16 protein-coding genes and 1 pseudogene are annotated in these 16,961 nt (G+C 42.6%); 3 read left to right on the top strand and 14 right to left on the bottom strand.

Annotated elements, in window-relative coordinates:
* Window positions 1-48: 48 nt before the first annotated feature.
* Together upp and WKK05_RS10155 are read left to right on the top strand one after the other, a co-directional pair.
* A complete protein-coding gene (gene upp / locus WKK05_RS10160; RefSeq protein WP_341529609.1) occupies window positions 49-684 on the top strand; it encodes a uracil phosphoribosyltransferase in 636 nt (211 codons plus the stop codon).
* Between the two features lie 86 nt (window positions 685-770).
* Window positions 771-1,190, top strand: coding sequence for a DUF2294 domain-containing protein (locus WKK05_RS10155; RefSeq protein WP_341529608.1), 420 nt, complete (start codon window positions 771-773; stop codon window positions 1,188-1,190).
* Here the strand turns inward: WKK05_RS10155 and WKK05_RS10150 are convergent.
* From WKK05_RS10150 to WKK05_RS10140, 3 genes are all read right to left on the bottom strand, one after another.
* Window positions 1,138-1,539, bottom strand: a complete 402-nt coding sequence (locus WKK05_RS10150) for a response regulator (RefSeq protein WP_341529607.1) — start codon at window positions 1,537-1,539, stop codon at window positions 1,138-1,140. The genes WKK05_RS10155 and WKK05_RS10150 overlap by 53 nt on opposite strands.
* A gap of 267 nt (window positions 1,540-1,806) precedes the next feature.
* Window positions 1,807-2,745 (bottom strand): ABC transporter permease, encoded by a 939-nt coding sequence (locus tag WKK05_RS10145; RefSeq protein WP_341529606.1) that lies wholly within the window; start codon window positions 2,743-2,745, stop codon window positions 1,807-1,809.
* A gap of 83 nt (window positions 2,746-2,828) precedes the next feature.
* Window positions 2,829-3,908, bottom strand: coding sequence for an ABC transporter permease (locus WKK05_RS10140; protein WP_341529605.1), 1,080 nt, complete (start codon window positions 3,906-3,908; stop codon window positions 2,829-2,831).
* 39 nt (window positions 3,909-3,947) lie between these two features.
* Between WKK05_RS10140 and WKK05_RS10135 the strand changes: the two are divergent.
* A pseudogene (locus tag WKK05_RS10135) lies at window positions 3,948-4,497 on the top strand (Uma2 family endonuclease).
* 159 nt (window positions 4,498-4,656) lie between these two features.
* Here WKK05_RS10135 and WKK05_RS10130 read toward each other — a convergent pair.
* The 11 genes from WKK05_RS10130 to WKK05_RS10080 all read right to left on the bottom strand — a co-directional run bounded on the left by WKK05_RS10130 (window position 4,657) and on the right by WKK05_RS10080 (window position 16,799).
* Entirely contained in the window at window positions 4,657-4,827 is a 171-nt protein-coding gene (locus WKK05_RS10130; protein WP_341529604.1) for a hypothetical protein, read from the bottom strand.
* A 1-nt stretch (window position 4,828) separates the two neighbouring features.
* Window positions 4,829-5,395, bottom strand: a complete 567-nt coding sequence (locus WKK05_RS10125; RefSeq protein WP_341529603.1) for a zeta toxin family protein — start codon at window positions 5,393-5,395, stop codon at window positions 4,829-4,831.
* Window positions 5,396-5,451: 56 nt separating this feature from the next.
* Window positions 5,452-6,921: an ABC transporter ATP-binding protein gene (locus tag WKK05_RS10120; RefSeq protein ID WP_341529602.1), complete on the bottom strand. Its 1,470-nt coding sequence runs from the start codon at window positions 6,919-6,921 to the stop codon at window positions 5,452-5,454.
* Window positions 6,922-6,932: 11 nt separating this feature from the next.
* The gene (locus WKK05_RS10115) at window positions 6,933-7,979 is read right to left on the bottom strand and encodes a BMP family protein (RefSeq protein WP_341529601.1); all 1,047 of its coding nucleotides are present in this window, start codon (window positions 7,977-7,979) and stop codon (window positions 6,933-6,935) included.
* A gap of 122 nt (window positions 7,980-8,101) precedes the next feature.
* Window positions 8,102-9,478, bottom strand: coding sequence for a hypothetical protein (locus WKK05_RS10110; RefSeq protein ID WP_341529600.1), 1,377 nt, complete (start codon window positions 9,476-9,478; stop codon window positions 8,102-8,104).
* 11 nt (window positions 9,479-9,489) lie between these two features.
* Window positions 9,490-10,242 carry an FHA domain-containing protein gene (locus tag WKK05_RS10105; protein WP_341529599.1) on the bottom strand — a complete coding sequence of 251 codons (753 nt, stop codon included), beginning with the start codon at window positions 10,240-10,242 and terminating at the stop codon, window positions 9,490-9,492.
* 177 nt (window positions 10,243-10,419) lie between these two features.
* Window positions 10,420-11,694, bottom strand: coding sequence for a VWA domain-containing protein (locus WKK05_RS10100; RefSeq protein ID WP_341529598.1), 1,275 nt, complete (start codon window positions 11,692-11,694; stop codon window positions 10,420-10,422).
* Between the two features lie 82 nt (window positions 11,695-11,776).
* Window positions 11,777-12,760, bottom strand: coding sequence for a PP2C family serine/threonine-protein phosphatase (locus WKK05_RS10095; RefSeq protein WP_341529597.1), 984 nt, complete (start codon window positions 12,758-12,760; stop codon window positions 11,777-11,779).
* Between the two features lie 30 nt (window positions 12,761-12,790).
* On the bottom strand, window positions 12,791-13,168 hold the full coding sequence (locus tag WKK05_RS10090) for a four helix bundle protein (RefSeq protein ID WP_341529596.1): 378 nt from the start codon (window positions 13,166-13,168) through the stop codon (window positions 12,791-12,793).
* 103 nt (window positions 13,169-13,271) lie between these two features.
* Window positions 13,272-15,449, bottom strand: a complete 2,178-nt coding sequence (locus WKK05_RS10085; RefSeq protein WP_341529595.1) for a tetratricopeptide repeat protein — start codon at window positions 15,447-15,449, stop codon at window positions 13,272-13,274.
* Window positions 15,450-15,560: 111 nt separating this feature from the next.
* On the bottom strand, window positions 15,561-16,799 hold the full coding sequence (locus tag WKK05_RS10080) for a hypothetical protein (protein WP_341529594.1): 1,239 nt from the start codon (window positions 16,797-16,799) through the stop codon (window positions 15,561-15,563).
* Window positions 16,800-16,961: the final 162 nt, after the last annotated feature.

The following is a 16,961-nucleotide window of genomic DNA, read 5'->3' as shown; positions in this document are numbered from 1 at the left end:
GAAACTCGGACTAAATGCGGTTTTATTAATTACGAATTAATATAAAATATGCAAAATCAAGTAACACTAATTGAACATCCGTTGATTCAGCACAAATTAACGCTGATGCGTAAAGCTGAAACTAGCACGACGAAATTTCGTAGCCTTCTTAAAGAAGTTAGCCTGCTGTTGGCTTATGAAGTAACGCGGGATTTACCGTTAAAATATGAGCCGATTAAAACACCACTAGCCCCAATGAATGCACCAATGCTTGCCCCTGATAAAAAGTTGGTGCTAGTTTCTGTGATGCGGGCAGGGCAAGGTATTTTGGATGGAATGCTAGAGTTGATACCATCAGCGCGGGTAGGACATATTGGTTTATACCGTGACCCAAAAACGTTAATTGCTGTTGAGTATTATTTCAAAGTTCCCCATGATGTTGACAAGCGAGATATGCTAGTTGTTGACCCAATGCTAGCCACCGGGAATTCAGCTGTCGCAGCGGTGGAAAGATTGAAATCAACTAATCCTTTGTCAATTAAGTTTGTCTGTTTACTCGCTGCACCAGAAGGTATCGAGCATTTCTGCGAGGCGCACCCTGATGTACCTCTGTATACAGCTGCAATTGATGATCATTTAGACGAACATGGGTACATTATCCCTGGATTGGGAGATGCAGGCGATCGCTTATTTGGCACAAAATAAACTGGTGAGAAGATACAGCAGTCCTAAGTAATACCTAAAAAGAGTATTTTACAAGCATCATAATAAACACTACGTAGTAATTTCATATGCTACAACCTACTATTGGACAACTAGAAAGAGATATATCACAGCGTATCGGAAGTTTATATAATGGAAGGCTGGGTAAGCGTCCTAGCCAAATCATTTGTCATTTTTTTGATACCGAAATTGTACTTTCTCTAGAAAACTCTGTTACACAAACTGAGCAAACTCTGCTAAAGGAAGGTTATGAAAGCTTGGCTGAACAGGTACGATTATATTTAGATAAAATAATTAAACCACAATTAAAAACTTTGATCGAGGAAATTCTTGGCATTCCTGTAATTGATTTGATGACAAATACAAATTTAGTAACAGGGCGTACTGGAATTATTGTGGTTTTAAAACAATTACCTGAAGTTCGCAATCCCGAATCTATTCCCAAATCGAATGTGAGACATTTAGCTGACGGAGATGGCGGCGAATAACAACTTCCAATTGATTAAAATTATAGGGTTTAGTAATATAATCGTCACAACCTGCGACCATGATACAAGGGGGCTTTTTTACAGTTATTAAAGGTGTGACGGCAATTATCGGGATACTAGAAGTTTTTGAGTTGTGTTTGAGATAATCAATAACTTGAGATGGGCTTAAATCAGATAGCATCATGTCTAACAAGATTAAATCTGGTTGATGAGTTTGTGCCAATATCACAGCCCTCACTCCTTGTTTAGTACAAATACATGAAAGATTTAATATCCTTAGATGAGAATTAAGTAATTCTAAATTATGCAGATTTTTTTCTACAACCAAAATTACAGGTTGTTCATTCATAAGCAATTAGTTGCTATTCAATAAAGGTTAAGCATGAAAAACATGATCATCAGAAAATATCTGATGTCTTTTTCTCTGGTAATTATTTAGGAGAATGCACAAGGCTTTTTCAGCCGAGTTACTTTGGCTGGAAACGAATAAGCTTATGTGTTACTTACTAGGTTGTCTGTCTACGCTGAACTTTTCAAGGAAGAACATAACAAGCTATCAGTACCATCAAGCAAATATTAACATATTAGATATATATTAGAAACCAATGAACATTTACTAATGATCGCGATTTTCGGGAAAGTAAGGAACACCCAGCGCCTTTGGAGTTGTGGATTTACCCACTAATCCCACCAGTGCCAAAAGAGCGATCGCATAGGGTAACATCACGAGAAATTGATAAGGGATATTTGCACCCAACGCTTGAATTCGCAGTTGTAAAGCTTCAGTAGCCCCAAACAGCAAACAAGCCAAGGTAGTAGCTACAGGATGCCATCTGCCAAAAATTAGGGCAGCGATCGCAATAAATCCTTTGCCTGCACTTATCCCCTCAACAAAGAATTTTACCTGAACTAGAGTCAGATCAGCTCCTCCCAAACTAGCAAGGCAGCCGCTGATTACGACTGCTAAGTAGCGTACCAATTGCACTGATACACCAGCTGTTTCAGCAGCCTGCGGGTATTCTCCCACTGCCCGCAAAGTTAGACCAAAGCTTGTATTAAATAATATATATGTAGTTATAAAAACTAAACTTAACAGCAAATATACCAAAATATCTTGCTGAAATAGTAGCGGCCCAATCAGCGGAATATTAGCAAGACCAGGAATCTTTATAGCCTCAATTCCTGGCAATCGTTGGGCATTACCACCGCTAAAAACTAGCCGTGCTAAAAATGATGTTAACCCAGATGCTACGAGATTAATTGCTAAACCTGAGACCAACTGGTCAACACGCAAAGTTACACACAAAAAAGCATGAAGTAGACCCACCAATCCCCCAGCTATCAATGCTGCAAAGATACCAAGCCAAACATTTCCCGTGTAAAAGGTGGCAGTAGCACTAGCAAAAGCACCTGTCAGCAACATTCCTTCCAGGGCAATATTTAGCACCCCCGACCGTTCCGAGTACAATCCTCCAAGGGCCGCAAATGCTAAAGGTACAGCTAGACGTAGACTAGCAACAAGGTAATCTGAGAAGAAGTTGAGGTTATCACTCATTATTATCAGTGTATATTTTAAAACATAAATAATACCAAGTTTTCTCTGCGTACCTTTGCGTTAAACCTTAGTGACGGCAGTCGCTACAACGGGGGGAACCCCCGCAACGCGCTGCCTCCCCTTTGCGTTTCTACTCTTATCTGCCTTTCTACAGCAAGACTGATAGCAATAAATAACACAGTCAATCCTTGAATTGCATAAACTACAGTTACTGGCACACCAGCGCTGCGTTGCATCACATTAGCACCACTACGAAGTGCGGCGAAAAATAGGGAAGTCAATATTACACCGAAAACACTCCCGCGACTTAAAAAAGCGATCGCGATCGCATCAAATCCATAACCCGGTGAAACTTGCTCAAATAGCCGATATTTCAACCCCATCACTTCAGTTGCACCCGCCAACCCAGCTAAACCACCGGCTAACGCCATCACCAGCATAATAGTGCGTTCAACAGAAATACCAGCATAACGGGCGGCAATTGGGTTAAATCCGACAGCGGCGATTTGGTAACCTAGAGGCGATCGCACTAATAATACCCACAAAATCCCTGCGGCAATTAACCCTAGCAAAATTCCCGCGTGGGCGAGGCTTCCTGGTAAAATAATCGGTAACTGAGCAGATTTGGCAATTAATGGCGAATAAGGGCTAGGTGCTGTTGGTGCTTTCAAAGGATTTTGCACTAGGTAACTAACTAAATTAATTGCAATGTAATTTAGCAGCAACGTAGTTATAACTTCATTCACACCCCGCACAGCTTTGAGATAACCAGGAATCCAACCCCAAACCGCACCAAAGAGAAATCCTGCTAACAGTGCCAATGGTACGTGAATTAATCCGGGTAATCCTTGCAGATATAACCCAATCAAAGCACTTCCCAAAGCACCTAAGTAAATTTGTCCCTCGCCACCGATATTAAATTGACCAGCACGTAATCCTACCAAAACCCCTAAACTGGTGAACAACAATGGCGTCATTTTGGTAAGGGTGTTACCAAATCCAAAGTAGGTAAAAAGGGATTCTTGAAATAAAGCTGTGTATGCTGCGATCGCATTTGCCCCAGCCAGTGAAATAAGAATTGCGCCGACGATGAGAGCAGAGGCGATCGCAATTAGCGGTGATAGGATTGGTAGCAAGAACCGAATGCGATTAGTTGTAGTCATGATGCGATGATTACCAACCCTTAACCTCAAAAAACGAGTATCGAATAATACCTAGATTGGGAACCGTTACAAGACTATCGCTATGAATACGTCAACGGCGAAGTCTTTGCAATGACTGGCGGTACAATTCCCCACAATCATATTGCCCTTAATCTCTACAGAGCATTGTATCCTCATCTGCGTCCTAGAGATTGTCGTGTAAACGTTGCAGATGTCAAACTGCAAATAAGTTTTAAGAGTTACTATTATTCCCCTGATGTAATAGTTAGTTGTGATTCACGCGATTTAAATGCTCGCAAATGTATTCAATATCCTACACTAATTTTCGAAGTTATCTCTCCTGGTACAGAAGCCAAAGATAGGGGAGAAAAATTTTCTTTTTATCGCACTATTCCTACTTTAAAAGAATATATTATTATCGAATCTGAAAAAATTGGAGTCGAATCTTACCGTCGTGGCGAAGGTAGAATGTGGCTCTATTATCCCTATAGTATTGGTGATACTCTTACTATAGAAAGTCTCGATTTTAGCTGTACTATTGATTTGTGATTTGTTTTATGAAGGTGTTAGTCATGAACATGAGGTATAAAAATACTTTTTCTCACGCCAAGACGCGAAGATGCAAAGAAGAGCGCAGAAAGATTGTATAATTATCCATTATGGAGTTAATTGAGATATAACTAGAAAATCATCTTTATACATTACGGTAATGTAATAACATCTATTAGCTTTTGTTTTCTATATTTTGTTAAATCTGAATATCTAATATTTCCTCAGCATTTAAAGTCACAACCTTGCCATCTCGCATAATACTGATTGCTTGATTAAGCTTACGATGCTTTTCAATTGCTTTTGCAATTGCTTCTTTTACGCCCTCATCAATTTTGCTATGCAGCTTTTTCATCTCTTCTTCTGTCATTTTACCCCTCTATAATTTTGCTCCAAATATCATTTATATAAATTATAGGCTGCTGATTAATAATCTGTTCAGCCAGTAAAACGGGAGATGCTCTAGAGTTATCATAGATCATCCAACCATCACATAAGGGTAGATACAAAGATATCAGATTTCTTCTTCCCTGTTGGTAGCGTCTGCGAATTACATCTTCTGGAATTGAGTGTCCACCGTTAGCAACCCGTCTTGCTACCCGTTCTACTGCCAAGTCAACACTTTGCAACCAGAAGTAAATTAAGTTAATTGTGTAGCCTTTTGCTCTACAGCTGCTTAGAAATGGTGCAAAACTTCTAGCGGCTAGTGTGGTTTCAAAAGCAAAATCACTACCTGAATTTGATAGCGATCGCAGCCGCCGAATCATCAAGCGTCCAGCCTCCAGAGCCATAGAATCTGGATTAAATGGAGAAAGTCCAACTGCAATAGCATCTGCATTTACATACTCGAAGCAATCTAGAAAATTAGGTAACAAACTCATTGAAACTGTCGTTTTCCCTGAACCGTTTGCACCACCAATAATATAAAGACTCGGCATACCTGTTAATATTACGCCAAAACTACAAATTTCTCCCTTTCCTCTTCCTTTTCAGTTTATTTCTTCCCCCCAGCCATCAACAAACCAATCTCTTCCACTGTTGCTGTCTGTGCATCCAAAATAGCTAGAAACTTACCTCTGTAGATTACGGCAATGCGATCGCTCATTGCCATCAACTCTTCTAACTCAGTAGAAATATACAATATTGCCGCACCGCGATCGCGTTCTGCTAACAACTGAGAATGTACTGCGGCTGTCGCCCCCACATCTAATCCCCGTGTTGGTTGCATCGCCACAATTAAATCTGGTTCCCCTGCAAGTTCCCGCGCCAAAACCACTTTTTGTTGATTTCCCCCCGACAAGTGACTTACTTGCACATCTTCCCCCGTCGCCCGGATATCAAACTCTTGCATTGCAGACTTAGCGTTATTTTTAATTGCTTCTCGTTGTAATAGAAAATTACGAGAAAACGGCAGCTTTTTAAAAGCTTTCAAAATCAAGTTTTGGGCAACACTAAATTGCAATACTAAACCCATTTTCTGCCTATCTTCCGGGATGTAACCAACAGCACTTTTGGGGGGATATCCAAACTTAATTTTTCCCTGTTTGATAGTTCGCAAACCTACTACTGCATCTGCTAATTCTCGCTGTCCATTGCCATCTACGCCAGCAATCCCTAAAATTTCTCCTGCCCGCAACTGAAATGATATATTATCTACAGCAGTTACATTCCGTTCGTCTACAACTTGCAAATCCTGCACTGACAATATCACCTTTCCTGGCGATGCTAAGGATTTACGCACCTGTAAAACAACTTCACGTCCTACCATTAATTCTGCTAACTGTTGAGATGTTGATTCTTTGGTTGTTGTCGTTGCTACTACTTTTCCTCGTCGCAACACTGTCACCGTGTCACAGAGGTTCATAACCTCTTCTAATTTGTGGCTGATAAAAATAATCGTGTTACCAACAGCTGCTAATTGGCGCAAGATAGCCATTAATGATTCGACTTCCGGCGGTGTCAACACTGCTGTTGGTTCATCGAGAATCAATAATTTGGCTTGACGGTAGAGAACTTTGAGAATTTCTATCCGCTGTTGTGTCCCTACTGGTAAGTTTTCCACCTTAACAGAAGGGTCAATTTCTAATCCGTAACTTTGGGCTAATACAGCAATTTCTTGTTGTTTTTGATGCAGATTTAAACGCCAGCGATTCTCTGTTCCTAATATGATATTTTCTGTAACAGTCAATTCTGGTATGAGCATGAAGTGTTGATGAATCATACCAATTCCCAAATTAATTGCTGTGTTAGGTGATGGAATTTTTACTGGTTGCTCTTGCAGATAAATTTGACCTTTATCAGGTTGATAAAGACCACTAATAATATTCATTAAAGTGGTTTTGCCTGCTCCATTTTCGCCTAAAATAGCATGGATTTTGCCATTAGCAATACTAAAGCTGATATTATCGTTGGCAACAAATGAGCCAAAGCATTTAGTAATATTGTCTAGACGTAAATATGACATTTTTGAGGTAGTTAAACAGTAGCTTTTTTGACGCAACGTGTATCTTTACCACCATCTTTACAATTTTCAAAAGTAATTTTTTTACCAACAATCTCCTGTTTCGTATTCAACGCTTTTTGTTTAACCTGTTCTGGTACTTTTGTCCCAAATTTACCTAAAAATAATATATCTGGTCTTTCTAGCCCTAACGTATATATCTGCCCTTTTAATTGTTTTTGTTTGGCTAATTCTGCTAAATAAGCTATTGCTATATCCAGCCGCTTAACAGCACTTGTTAAAACTGCATTGGGAGCAATATCTAATTGATCCTTAGTATTGCCAAAAGCATACACACCTTTATCACTTGCAGTTTGCAAAACCGCAGATGAGGCATTATCTAACCATTGATAAATCACATCTGCACCAGATGAAATTAATGCAAGTGTGGCTTCCTTACCTTTAGCAGCATCATTCCAATCACCTGTAAAAGTAGAAGTAATTTTAATATCCGGTTTAACCGACTTTGCCCCTAATTCAAACCCGCGTAATTCTTGCTGAGTAGCCTCAAATTCTTGCCCGGCAATATAAGCTAATTTATTAGATTTAGTCACAGAAGCGCCGATAATTCCACATAAATAGCTGGCTTGGAGGTGATCTATTCGCAAAGCGGCAATATTTTCGCCTTTGATAGAACCGTTAACAGCTATAAAAAACGTATTGGGAAACTGATTAGCTACTTGTTCCACTGCTGCATCAAATTGTCCGCCGTGGGCAATCACCACATTGTAGCCTTTACGTGCGAAATCTGTTAGCGCTTCTGTTTGATCTGCTTGTGCTACTTGTTCTACGTAAGCAGTTTCTGCACTCAGCTTTTGTTTTGCTAAGTTTACTCCTTCGTAACCAGATTGATTCCAAGCTTTATCAGTGATTACTCCAGGAAGAGCGATCGCTATTTTAAACCCTTCACCACCCGCAGCCGTTGGTGTTGTCGTTTGGTTACTGCAAGCTTTTACGAGTAGGCTAGTACCTAAGCCAGCTGAACCATAGATAAATTTACGCCGACTAAAGTTTACTGCCATAACGTAGCCTTCAAATGGATAGTAATACTGAATTCCTATTAAAGATAGTAACTGAGGCGGGAGGCAGCTGCCCCCTTGCTCCTCTGCTAACTGACTCTTGGGTAAAAAATATAATACAGGTTTTAACCAGAATACTCCTTCAGACGTGGCAATATTCCCAGTAAACTCAAAAGAGCGATCGCACTCATTGCCAGCGGAGTAGTAATCTCGAAGCCGTCTACATCCTTAAAGCCTTGTTTAATTGCTTTGTCAAAAGCTTCTTGGTTGATATCGAAAACTTTTTGATTAGCGTTTTTAAATTCCTCAAACGCCCAGTTTAACTGTCCTGGGTTGTTACCGATAGCTAGTGCGATCGCTTCTTGATGTTTGCCACTGCGCTCAAGCTGGCGGATTTGTTTATCGATAGCAACATAAGTACCCAAAGTAGAAAGGTTGGCGATCGCAGCTTCTCGTTCACCTGCAAAGGTAATATTATTGAATTCGTCAGCTAGATAACCTGTGAAGCCGTCTATCTTTGTTTGCTGTATTAATGCTGTAGCCACCGTATCGAAAGTTTGACCGTTGGGTAATTCGGCAAGTTTAGTTATGTTGCTGAGAAAAGCTTGTTCGTAAGTAGCAGAAAAAGCTGTATCAAGTAAGTAACGACTTTCGGTAGCATTAGTGATGTAGCCTAAAGCACGGGCTTCTCGTAAGACGTGCATCGACATGAACGCATCTTCTTTGGCAACCCTGAGATGTTGGGAAGCAGAAAAAAGCGCTCCTAAAGTGTAATTTAAAAAAGCAATAGCGATCGCACTCGCCACTAACAGACAAGGATTAAAACTGCGGCGCATCCGCTGACTAAGAAATACTTGCAATGTCACCAGTATGCTGATGAGTGCCACAGCCGAAATAACAATAAACAATAAAAATTTTCTAGAAGTTAACTTTTCTTGAGAGTAAGTGTTTTCTATAGCTTGTAAGTTCACCTCATCAAGGGTATCGGCTGCTGGTATCAGCGTTTTGTCCATAATTTCGGCTGCTCCACGATAGGCAGCTAGAACTGCATTGGCATCACCCCGTGTGTGCGCGTCTCGCGCCTGTTGAATTTTGCTCAGGTACTTACCAAATCCCAGTTGCATAGTCTCAATAGGTTTTCGCTCTCTATCCCCAAAGGAAATATTTTCAGCAGCAGCAACTAACCTTTCGGTGGCTTTCTGGTATCGTTCCTCGGAACCCTTGACAGCATCTTGGCTTTGTCCCGGTGGAACTAGTAGTTCTTTAACAACGTAGGCATCCATACCTGCAAACGCATCCTTGAGACGTTGAGCAGTTACAATACTTGGTGTTGAGTCTTTACCAACTGTTTTGATGGCATTCCGTTGCCCTTGAATGCCGGAAATAGTGGCAATTAGCATCAATACACTTGCTGCCCAAGTGAGGTATAAGCCACCTTTGAGGAGTTGCGGAGTCGTGAGTTTGCTAATTGCCTTACTGGAGAGTGCGATTATTTTACTCATATTTTTACTACTTATGATTGTCGAACAGCTTTGACTATGATTCGAGTCCAGTGTCCCAGGGTGAATTCATCTTTGTCTTGTAGTGGTGCATCCACCATTGGCTGTAATTCCACCCCATTAAGTTTTGTGCCGTTAGCAGAATCGATATCGCGCAGAGTAAAACTACCGTCCGGCTGACGGTTGAGCAAAGCATGGCGACGCGACACAGCATCATCAAAATCTAGTGGAACTTCTGGATGGATACCCCGGATTTCACTGGAACGACCAATTAAGTTACTGTCCTTTTCTAACCGGAAAGTAAGAGGTGCTTGGTTTATAGGTGCTTCTGGGCTTTCAGATTCGCGTAGCGATGGATCAACTGTAACAATAAGTTCCCATTCAGCCACTGGAGATGAGAAAGTAATTTCTCCCCCTGCTTCCCCTGCTCCCCTGCCCTCCTGCTCCCCTGCTTCCTTGGCAATAGGTACTTCGCCATGTACTCCGGTAACAAAGTTGTAACCGCAAATCTCACAAAAGACCCCACTGTCTGCTTCGTGCGGGGCGCTGCAAGCTGGACAAGTTTCAACGCCTATGGATTGCGTCAGTTTTGAGGGAATAGTATTTGTATCTAACGCTTGTTCAGTTACACCAAGAATTTTGCTTCCGCAGTCTGAACAAAAATCTGATTCAGTTGAATCGTGTCCTTTTGGACATTTATAAGTAGACATACTTGCTTCGGCACTTACTTTGTTTGACTCTTGACCGAATGGCACTAATTTAAGCACAAACCCTTGATATAACTGGCTTTTGGGTGTGGGGTGTGGGGAATTAAGAAGATGTTAAACTCCGCCGCGCAACTAAAATTTAATTGTCTTAAACACGAACCTGCAACCCTACCCCCAACAAAGAGCCCTGACGAGGTTTTACATGAGTCTTAGTGCCATTCGACTCTTGACCCTTGACTAATTTTTAGGAATACGAGTAGTCTTCGTAGAACGAGTTTCCAATGCCATTGCATCTTCCTTTGCTACTTCTCGCTTCAGTCGTACTGTCCCTGTAGATGCATCCTGCACATCAACTACAGTTTTCAACAGTTTGGCCGTTGCTTCGTTACCAGATTCATGAGCAAGTTTTACAGCTTTGCCCAACTTAGCAGTAGCAACCTCAATATCACCCTTAGCGCGTGCTTCCAATCCTTCTTGAATAGATTGAGCTAGTTCAGCCTGTCCGGTGTAGTGGGCAACCCGCCTATCAATTTTGGTGGATTTGGCTTCATCATCCGTCCAAGTTGCCAGTATGCGGGCTTCTGCAATTTTAGTTTCGATGCCGTTGAGTGTGTAGATCAAACTTGCCCTACCCGCCAGCATTTCATCACCGACGTTACCCGGATTAACTTCAATACAGAAGTGGTAATCACGGGATTCGTTACTGCCCCAAGCACCAGTCGGGTAATCTACAATCAAGTTTTTTACAGGTTTGGCGCGGTGGGTAAGGTCAACAATATCAGGACTCACCTGTTTAAAAAAAAGTACTTTTGCTCCTTGGGGAGTCCACAGCCGCATAGCAACGTCGGTGACATCTTTACTCATAGCTTTTTCGAGAATTGCCCGAAAGTCAGCTTCAATCATTGAGGCGTTGGGGATAATGTCAGTTGTGCCTAAGAGTTTGCCCGCAATCAGTTGGAGTTGGGAAACTCGCCAATCTGTACCAACGCCCCGACAATCGCATTGAAAGATTCCCTCACATTGTTGTAAAACTGTTTTCAGCTTTTGCTCATCGCTGTCGTCGTTCTGTCCATCTGTAAGTAGTAATGCCTGACGGACTGCGTTGGGCATCTTTTGGAACTGCTTCAGGGCTTCAGCTAGCCAGGTAGACATGAGTGTGCCACCTGTCGCAGTGATATTTTTGATAGATGCGATCGCTTGCTGTTTTTTCTCTGCTGTGGCTTGAGATACTGGAAAAACTACACTAGCTTTACCAGCACCAGTCACGATAAAGAAGTGGGCATCTTCTGGCAGCAAATTCACGACTTTAGCGATCGCATCTTTGGCTGCGTGAATTTTACCACCTCCCATTGAGCCGGAGGTATCACAAATAACTCCAAATAGTCTTTCGCGGCTGGATGTTACAGCTACGCCTTCACCTCCTGCGACGCTGATGGTCATGATGGCATGGACTTCTCTAGCTCCTTGGGGAAGGAATTGATTTTGAAATACTTCGGCTTTAAAGTTAGACATTATACTTCTCAGTAATAGACAGTTTAAATAATGAACCGCAGAGGCGCGGAGGACGCAGAGAAAGAAGGAGGAGGAGTTGGGGTTATAAGCACAGAACAGCAACGGTGATGTTGTCGTGTCCGCCGCTGTTACGGGCAAACTCTACTAGGGAACGAGAGATGGCGATGGCTGCGCCAACGCCTGCCGTAGGATGCCCGAAGGGCTGTAGGGCGAACACATCTGTATTGGATGTCTGCTGTATAATATTTGTCAACTGTAAGGCTTCAGGCGCATAGTTCCAAAGTCCATCGGTACAGAGCAGTAAGTATCCTGAACCAGGAATGGTAAAGTTGACAATCGAGGGATCTGCATTGTCTGCATCGGCTCCCAGCCAGCGCGTAATTCCGTGAGCATTAGGCGATCGCTTGGCTTCTATTTCGGTCATTTCCCCGGCTGCTACCACTTCAGTCAGCCAAGAATCGTCTTTAGTCAATTGTCGGGAACCACTGGGAGATATCCAATAAGCACGGCTGTCACCAAGCCAACCGATGGTAGCAGTATCGTGGTGTACAAGGGCGGCAACAATGGTAGTTGATGGTGGGTCAGTATTTTGATTATTGGCATAAAAAATATTAGATACAGATTTTAGGGCAGTATTAAAAGCTAATTTCATTGCTAACTCTGGATTTTCCCAAGCAGTAGCTAGCGTCAGACACGCACTTTCAGCAGCAGTTTGGGCGGCTAAATCGGATTGATCGGAACTGGAAACTCCATCGCAAACCACGAGGATATTTGTTTGAGCGTTATTTACTTGTTTGAGAGCAAAAAAGTCTTCATTATGATGATGTCTGAGTCCGCGATCGCTCACACCTGCCAAATGCGATCCAATGGTTATTTCTAACCAATCCCGTTCTCGTGGTTCTCTACGAAATCCACAATTAGAACAGAATCCTTGCTCATCAATTTCCTCAATGCCAGCACCGCATTTTTCACAACTGCCAGCTATTAATAATGTCCCGCATTCCTCACAAAATCTATCATTAGGTAAAACGGAAGCACCACATTTTGAACATTGCATAATTGTCATTTGTCATTTGTTATTTGTCATTTGCTACGGTTATTCCTTGTTAGGTTGTCGGATGTTACCGATAGATTTGAGGTATGCATTAGGTTTTGGTGCTAATTCGTTGATGATTGGTTTAAGTGCATCTACCTGTGCATTTGTCAAAAGTTTGCGGTTGTAAGCTCGTCTGAGCCAGTGTTGAGTTTCATTCAAAGAGCCTCTCGCTATACGGATAAAACGTCGGTTTTCTGGGAAAGTACCTCGTCCTGAACCTTCTGCCAAGTTTGCTCCAATGCTATCAGCCGACCGCACAATCTGTTTACCCACAGTATCCTTAGCAAACGACTCCCAACAATCCACAATTTTCCAAATTTCATCAGCTAATCGTTCTGCTAATTGATAAACCTGCAAATCTTGAAACCTTGGACTCAATTTTCCTCTCTCCTAAAACTAATGACCAATACTTTGGCTTATATACGAGACTAAGGCAAACGCTCAGTACAAATGACAAATGACCAATGACCAATGACAATTCTCAAAACCACGTTCTAGGACGTACTCGATTTGCTTGATCAACTAAGCGGATTTTCTCTTTTCCGTTTGTTAGATGTGCCATATCGCGCAAAGTTTTTTCCAGTCCTTTTCTCAGATGTACTTCCTGAAGTGGCTGTCCCAAAATTGTTAAATCGGGAGTTGCTGGCAAATTCCGCGAGGTTAGCAAGCTGAGTGCTGTTTCTAAAACTTGTTTGTTTAGCCGATAGCGATCCATACCTTCTAAGGCAAGTACTTCAATTGCCTTAGAAGCTGCCTTGAGTTCTTGGGTACTGGGGATAGAACGATCGCTATTAATTAAGGTGCGGGCAATTTCTACCCGCGATCGCGTAAACAAATTTGAGCTTTGAGGTATACGTTCTAACGCTGCTACAGCACCGTTACGGTCTCCAACAGCACGCAAGCAACGCGCCAAGCCAAATGCCGCGGATACATAACTCGGATCTGTACGAGATACTAAGTCATACATTTTACTAGCTAGTAAGTAATTGTGCGTTTGCTCCGCCGCTAGCCCCAGCGCTAATTTAGGAGCTAGTTCCCCAGGTAAGTCAAAGTAAACTTGGTCAAATGCTGCCTGGGCTTCTTGGGGTTTATGCTTTCGCATTAAGCTCCGACCCCGATACCAAAAAACTCGCCAGTCCCAAGGGTCTTTTGCCTCGACTCTTGTCAATGTTTCTTCTGCTTTATCGTACTCAAACGCATCAATTAAAGCATTTGCCAATCGCAGCAATGCTTCAATGGAATTGGGAAATTGATGGACTACAAGTTCTAAATTGAAACTTCGTTTGACTGGATCAGTGATGGCGCTGACGTTCACGACTGCATTGAAGCCGGGATCTGTTGTGTCTAATATTGGTATAGGTAATTGCTGGTAATCAGCGGTAATTGGTTCAAAGTCACTACTAATGCTGAGAGCTAGCATATCTCCACTAAACAGACTACTTGCAGATGGACGGGGAATATTCGTGGCGATCGCCACAACTTCCCGCAGTACACCCAGCAATTGATCAGCCATTTCATCAGCCGACTGAAAACGGTCATCGGGATTTTCAGCGGTTGCTTTAATTAAAAAGCGATAAAGTGACTCTTGCTCAGCAAATAGAGGTTCTTCTTGGGGACTAGGCAGTTTATAAAGGTGTTCTTTGTTAAAACCCTTAATGTCAGTCAGCAGCACTGCTAAAGTTCTACCTACGGTAAATAGATCCGATACTGCTGTCGGCCCCTCCCCGGCTTCTGGGGCGCTATAGCCGACTGTACCGTAGATATCACCATCAAGGTCATCAATACGGCGGACACCACCTAAATCAATTAACTTTACATCGCCGCCCTCGACCATAATGTTATCGGGCTTGAAGTCGCAATATACCAATCCCAAGGAATGTAAATAAGCAAATGCGCTGAGGATGCGGTGAATATAAGCGATCGCTTCTGCTACAGGTAACGGGCCTCGACTCTTGCGAATTTCTCTAAGGGTTTTACCACCCACATATTCCATCACAATAAAACCTTCGCTACCGTGGTTAACAAAGTTGTAAATTCCAACGATATTGGGGTGTTTTACGGCTGCGAGAAATTGCCTTTCTGCAACTGCAACTGCTGCACTGGATGCATCTTCAGTGTTGAGTAGTCCCTTGAGAACAACGTAACGAGACAGAGTTTTATCAAAACCCAAGTAAATCCAACCTAAACCACCATAGGCGATCGCTCCTTTAACTTCATACTGCCCCACAACTAAATCACCAGGGTTGAGGCTAGGAATAAACGAAAACTTCTGTCCGCACTTACTACAAAATCCCTTTTCTCGCCGTAGTTGGTTATTGCAATTCGAGCAAAAACGTTTATTCTCCGGCACATTTGGGTTAAGGAGAATCGCTTTTTCTGGCTCAGTTGAAGGCAAATCGGGAACAGACACGAGTCCTGCACCCAATTGCTTACGGCTACTGCGAGCAGAAGTGCTACTGGTACGCCGCGAACCCTTGGAACGGTTGGTTAGTGGTGAGGAACCTGTACCTGTGGTAACAGGTGAACTTCTACTTGTGACAGTCGCGCTTGGCTTTTGACTAAATGACGGAGTTTTCACCGCCGCCAATCCGCAGACATTACAATAATCATCTTCGATAATACCAGTGCATCTATTTCTTGAGCAACTCAAACCTTCCATTAAGGCACTCCTACAATTATTGAATATTGGGCATTGGGAGTGCTGAGTCCTGAGTGCTGAGTAAGTTATTTCTCCCCCTGCTCCCCTGCTCCCCTGCCCCCCTGCCCCCCCTCACCACTGACCATTCAATCGTTTTTCATACCTGGATACTAATTCACCAGCTTTATCTAGAGGAGTCGGTCGCGTGTAGAGCAGTTGCTTTGCCTGTTCAGCTAGTTCAGCTAAGGTAGTATCTTCTATCAATCCTCTTGCCAATGCCTTGGCTTTGAGAGCATCAAGGCGTCCGCGCAATTCGCGACGAGTTTCTAGGGGATTGCTATTGGCTTTATATGCTCGCTCCTCCGATTCTATGTACTCTCTGGCTTTGATAGTCCAATTTTCTAAACCAACCATAACCGGATTCACCCAACCCTCCGCCAGCTTAGTTTCTAGCCTTGTCAACCATTGACTGAGCGCATCAATTTGCGTCTGAGCCAATGGAGTTTCCAGCATTGAGTGATCCAAGACTTTTTCTGGAGTTTCCGCAAAAGCTGCGAGAGATTTTGAGTGGAGTTCCCTTAATTGCTGCAAGAGATTTTGGGCGATCGCAAATTTCTTTCGTACCAAAGCCTGTTGTTTAGCTTCTTGCTCTAAGGCTGTTTTTACCTGGGCCAACAACGGTTTAATCTGCTGTTTTATATCTCCGCTCACTCCCAAAGGATCTTGCTCTATACGTTCCCGCAAAGAAGCGATCGTCACATTCGCTTGAACAAGTTCACTCAGGGAATCTTTACCTAGAGATGCAGCTAATTGTTGCAACGAGCGAATTTGAGCTTCTGTATTAATCAGCATCAAATCCAGATTTGCCCAAGCGGTATCAACGTCCAGAACTGCGTCCCTAGCTACAGAGAAGGCATTTGTCATGATTTCTAGGAGCTGTGCAGGCGCGATCGCACTCGCCTTCTCAACTCCAGTTAGTAGTCCTCTTTGTGCCAGTGGCTTCTGCACAACAGGTAACTCAATTGAGGCTCCTGTTAACAGTTGTCTAATCTCCTCAATTTTCTGCTCTCCCACTACTAAAAAGCCAATTCTCTGGTCTCTTGGTAGAAAGCGTGGCAATTGTTGTCGCAGCTTAGTTGCTTTATCCACTGTTTGCACCAACAGGTCGAAGTATTGAAACAGATTGTTCATTGCCTCTAAAGCTGGAGTCACCCGCGCCGCAGTAATTCCCGTCAAATGTGTCCCAGGAAAACCAGGACTACCAGAGAGGCGCTGATATGTTGGCAGTTCTTGCAGTTCGAGGAGATTTTGATTAGCAATTTTGATTTTGTTTTTCCAGTCGGCTAAAAGTTGATCGATTTCAACTGTCATTGCGATCGCTCCTGTACAAAAGAGGCTTTCCCGAACAACGGGAAGTATTATCTAGCTACAACGCAACTATATATATTTCTCATAAATTCCTAAATATGCATAAAATTAAGTCAAGCCAGGCTCTGTATAAATAATTTTTTAGTAGTTAACCACAGCAACTTT

It is taken from the genome of Nostoc sp. UHCC 0302 (genome assembly GCF_038096175.1).
GTDB lineage: Bacteria > Cyanobacteriota > Cyanobacteriia > Cyanobacteriales > Nostocaceae > UHCC-0302.
Note: the sequence above shows the minus strand (reverse complement) of the source record. Positions and strands in the feature narration are given on the sequence as shown.